4 protein-coding genes and 1 pseudogene are annotated in these 4,433 nt (G+C 40.8%); 1 reads left to right on the top strand and 4 read right to left on the bottom strand.

The features are described 5' to 3' along the window. On the bottom strand, nt 1-471 hold a 471-nt coding region (locus GRP75_RS19925; protein WP_160790155.1), incomplete at its 3' end, for a nitronate monooxygenase. Nucleotides 472-782: 311 nt separating this feature from the next. Between GRP75_RS19925 and GRP75_RS19920 the strand changes: the two are divergent. Then, nucleotides 783-1,257: pseudogene (locus GRP75_RS19920) on the top strand (PhzF family phenazine biosynthesis protein); the annotation flags it as partial. Between the two features lie 220 nt (nt 1,258-1,477). On the opposite strand, the gene GRP75_RS19915 reads toward GRP75_RS19920, so the two are convergent. The 3 genes from GRP75_RS19915 to GRP75_RS29915 form a co-directional block, all read right to left on the bottom strand. Further along, nucleotides 1,478-2,640 (bottom strand): IS3 family transposase gene (locus GRP75_RS19915; protein ID WP_369127583.1). Its coding sequence is split into 2 segments (ribosomal slippage): nt 1,478-2,376 and nt 2,376-2,640, totalling 1,164 coding nucleotides; the frame shifts between segments, so codons are not numbered across the junction. 554 nt (nt 2,641-3,194) lie between these two features. Then, a complete protein-coding gene (locus GRP75_RS29920) occupies nt 3,195-3,653 on the bottom strand; it encodes a hypothetical protein (protein ID WP_237449114.1) in 459 nt (152 codons plus the stop codon). After that, nucleotides 3,628-4,221 carry an acetate and sugar kinases/Hsc70/actin family protein gene (locus GRP75_RS29915; RefSeq protein WP_237449113.1) on the bottom strand — a complete coding sequence of 198 codons (594 nt, stop codon included), beginning with the start codon at nt 4,219-4,221 and terminating at the stop codon, nt 3,628-3,630. Before GRP75_RS29915 ends, GRP75_RS29920 begins: the two co-directional genes overlap by 26 nt. Nucleotides 4,222-4,433: the final 212 nt, after the last annotated feature.

Genomic DNA, 4,433 nt, shown 5'->3' with positions numbered 1-4,433 from the left:
ATCAAACCCAGTAACAACATAAATATCAACACCCATAGCTTGAGCAGCCTTGGCATCTTCAATAGTTGGATTCAACGGACGGTAAACAATCTTAATTCCCGCTTCCTTTAACGGGGTAATAATCTTTTCAGTTAGCGTTCCTTCAACGCCATTTAGAAGAGCAACTTGCACACCTTCTGCAATGACAATTTCTAAAATTGGCCAAGTGTATTTCAAATCTCCACCAACAATCAAAGTTGAACCAAATGGTTTATCCGTCAGTTCCTTTGTCTTACGGATCTCACGGCGCATACGTTCTGCGGTTTCCTCTGGAGAGGCTGTAACTGTCTTTTGACCGGCATTAGGACCGAGAATCCCTAAACCGCCCGCATTACTCATGGCAGCAACAAATTCAGCATTCGTAATCCAATTCATAGGTCCTTGTAAAATGGGTTTTTCAATACCAAGAATATCTGTTACACGATTTTTCATAATTATTATCCTCTCTTTAGCACCATATAGTCGCAATACTGCAAAGCTTAATTAGTCTCCTCTACGGGTTATGTTACAATAATCACTAGCCTGCTAATTATATAAATTAGTTAGCAGCCTTGGCACCATCATAAGTCCGTACATTTCATTTGCAAAGAAGGCAATCTAAATGAACATAGTACATGTTTTTGTACTTTTAGACTGGGAGCGATATCATGAGGGTATGTAATGAAGGATTTGAAAAAGAGTTTATTGATGATGAAAAAGAAATATGTACGCAAAAGCCTTTACTCAATTACCTTCAAAACGATGACCTCTATGAGATGGATTTTCCGAGCAGAATGCCAGAAGAGTTTTCTTTAGTTGAAGCGCTTGGTGTTACCCCTATAGAAACGTATTTAGGCCGTGACTTAATGTTTGTATTGGAAAGTGAAGAAGCGGTTCAAACTGCTACACCTGATTTCTCTAAACTGAAAGAGTTACCCAGACGGTCTTGGTGTCTCTATTACAGCGAAAAGCGAAAAATTCGATTTTGCATCTAGAAGCTTTTTTCCAAAGTTAAACGTAAATGAAGATCCAGTATGCGGTTCCGCGCACTGTAACTTTATTCCCTACTGGGCAAAACGGTTGGGTAAAAAAGAGTTAACAGCAAGACAGCTTTCTAAACGTGGTGGAACTTTATACTGCAAACTTGAAAATGATCGTGTGAAAATGGCTGGCAGAGCTGTCTTATATTCCATTGCTGATTTGCAAATCGAAGAATTGGAAGGCGTACGTATAAAATGAAAATAAAACAAAATAATTAAAGAATTATGGATTACGCTCCTTGAAATCCCTAGCTGCCGTGTTTTTCTTATCGAGTCTTTGTTTCCATAAGAATGTGAAAACTGCCCTGTATTATGCTACTTATACAGTGCTTTTCATTTAGATACTCATCTAATCGGTAATCGGACTATGTTCTTGTGGTCATAACCCTGTCAAGTAGACAGTACTAAAAAGACATGATTTAAGCTGCGACCGTTTCCCGGTATTCTACCGGGGAACGGTCGTTTAATTTTTTCTGGAATCGGTTCTGGTTATAGAACAGAATGTATTCACTCACTTGCTGTTCAACCTCAGCTTTGTTAGCTGCCTCATTTAAGTATATTTTCTCGGTTTTTAAATGAGAGAAGAAAGACTCGATACAGGCATTGTCCAGGCAATTTCCTCGCCTAGAGTGACTGCCTAGCATGCCGAGTTGTTTCAGTTTACGGTTAAATGGCTTTGACGTGTATTGAAATCCTTGATCCGAGTGTAGGATCACGCCACTCACATCCACGTGCTGACGGAGTCTATCCAGCGTTTCATGAACCAAAGCGAGGTCATTTCGTTCCGAAAGATGCCAAGCTACAATCTCGTTATTGTATAAATCCTGAATCACAGACAGGTACACAAATTGTTCTCCAGCACGAATATAGGTAATATCTGTGACCAGTTTAGTTCGTGGCGTATCCGCCTTAAACTGGCGCTGAAGCCGATTCGGATTCACCACGGAAGCTTGTTTTCCATAGAATCGACGCTTCTTTCGAATGACAGAACAGATTCCTAATTGTTTCATTAACCGATACACCTTTTTGTGGTTGACCCTAATGCCTTCCCTCCGTAAAGCTACCGTCATTCGAAGATAACCAAAGTAGGGATGAATACGATGGATGGCAAGCAGATGCGATTCCAATTCATGCTGCTTTTGTCTACGTTCTTTTGCCGCTTGCCAGCTTTTTCTCCACTTGTAATAGCCTGAACGGGAAACCGCGGCTAACTTCAAGAGCCAAACAAGACAATGGCGTACTCGCAAGTCCTCTATGATCTGAAATCTAGCAGCTTTACTCGTCACTCCTTGTGTAGATTTGGATACTGCTTTTTTAAATATTCAATCTCCGCTCGCAAGTATGCCATCTCTTCTTCCATACTGGAAAACTTCGTTCGGGGGCGTCCCCGTTTGGAAGTGGCAGGTTCTAGGCTCATTCCACGTTTCGTTTTCGCCGCCCATACTTGTACTTGAGATTTATTTTGAATATCCAATCGTTTCGCTACTTCACGTATACTCATATGTTCTTCGTTGACCAGCCGGGCCGCCTCCAATTTTAATTCCAGGGAGTACCGCCGGTAAGTTTGTCCTTTTTTAGCCATGAAAAAATCCCCTTCGTTAGGCAAGATTAAGTCCATCTTAACAGATGTCTTTTTTCTCTTGTCTACTAAAAGGGGATAATACCATTTTAGCGACTTTCAATGGGACTATGTTTTTGTCCACCGACAAAAGTGTCATACACTAAATAACACCATTTTTTATCGGAAAAAATATAAGTTAAAAAAATACACATCCGGCCCCTATGAGCCGTGGTGCCGGATGTTAACTCTACCTCTGACTGTTAGGACTATCATACCAAATGACTGATTCAGATACATTGAGATCTCGTTTAGCCTTTATATATACGGAACTTTACGGAATTGGTCAATAATGAACATTATTTTAAAACACACTTAACGCGGACTTATTACCTCTTTTTTCAAAAAAATTCTTATGATCGTTGCTTATTTTTATTGCAGGGATGGAACACATAAAGTTGAAGAAAACCAACAATACGACAAGCAAACGTACTTATGATATAAAAAGATAACTTGCTCCGTTTTATCTCTTATTGTTACTATTTTTGTCTTTCGCTTAATGGAGTAATCTCCTCGAATTAGTGACGTTTTTCCACAAGTTGCAAATTATAGCTCAGGCTCTCCAGTGTGACAGCAATCAAACCGTTTATATAATGCTCATGGGGATGGTTTAATACCATGATCTGCGGCATATGTTCATCAGGTATTACACCCTTGCACTGGTTGTAAATTCCCTTGATATGTTCCTCTCTTACCAGCTCTCCTGTTAACGCTACAGTCTCAGGATTCACTATTGCAATCAGAGACATGATGGTCTTCGCCGCCAGTGCGACAAAGGTATCTTGGCGATGAAGCTGGGCGAATTGCTCCTCTCGTGAGATCCCGTAAGGCAGGAAGGAAACCTCTCCTGCGAATTGAGTCGTTCCTCGATGAATATGACCGTCAATCATCATCCCAGAGCCAGGAAAGTTATTCTTTGGAAAGGTTACGACAACAATCGTTTTGTCTTCATCATAGTTGTTTTTTATAGAAACCATAGACGGTCAGATTCATATCATTGTCGACTGTAACCTCAAGCTCATACTTTCCCTCAACTGGAATGTTTATCAGCTCGGCGATATCGCACACATTAATAACTCCTTGATGGACGAAACCGGGAATTCCTATGCCAAGCGCTTTGATATCCGGATGCTTATCAACCAGGCTTTCAATGATACCATCGATAGCGGATGCGTCGGCTAGAGACACTTTCTGACATCCCTCATCTAGAGTCTCCCCGATTAAATTTGTCACCACATAGGTCAGGGAATGTTGGCCACCTTCAGAACTGGCATAGAGACAAGCAATATAGGCAAAATTTGAATTGTATACATAACGCCTGGCCGGCTTTCCACCGTTGGGCTCTTCCAATTCTGTTTCGATCACCTCACCTGTCTCTAGAAATTCATTTAGAATATTACCGCAGGTAGCCACACTAAGGCCCGTGACGTTCGCAATCATTGATTTCGTTCCCTGTCCCATCATTTTCAGCGCCTGCTTAATGAGCTCTTGATTGATTTTCTTTACGCGAATCGAATTGTTGGTGATTTGGTTAATGATAAACACCTCTTTTGCAACCATCATCAAACACTAATATAGAATAAATCCCTATCGAATGTCCACATACATCCATCAAGAATTCATCCTGCAAAGCCTTATCTGTTGAGGTAAAAAGGATGATCTTTCTCTTTGCTATCTTTATTCAACAACCGGTAGGTAGAGCGTCCCAGATACAGTGGAATTTCTAGTTTCGTCAAGTCTAGAAGTCCATTGTCCAT

It is taken from the genome of Paenibacillus sp. OT2-17, assembly GCF_009827695.1.
GTDB lineage: Bacteria > Bacillota > Bacilli > Paenibacillales > Paenibacillaceae > Paenibacillus > Paenibacillus polymyxa_B.
This window is presented reverse-complemented; position numbering and strand designations above follow the sequence as displayed.

Excerpts from the sequence above, each read along its gene's own strand:
- GRP75_RS29920 (WP_237449114.1), bottom strand. The coding sequence starts at position 3,653 with ATGGTTTCTATAAAAAACAACTATGATGAAGACAAAACGATTGTTGTC.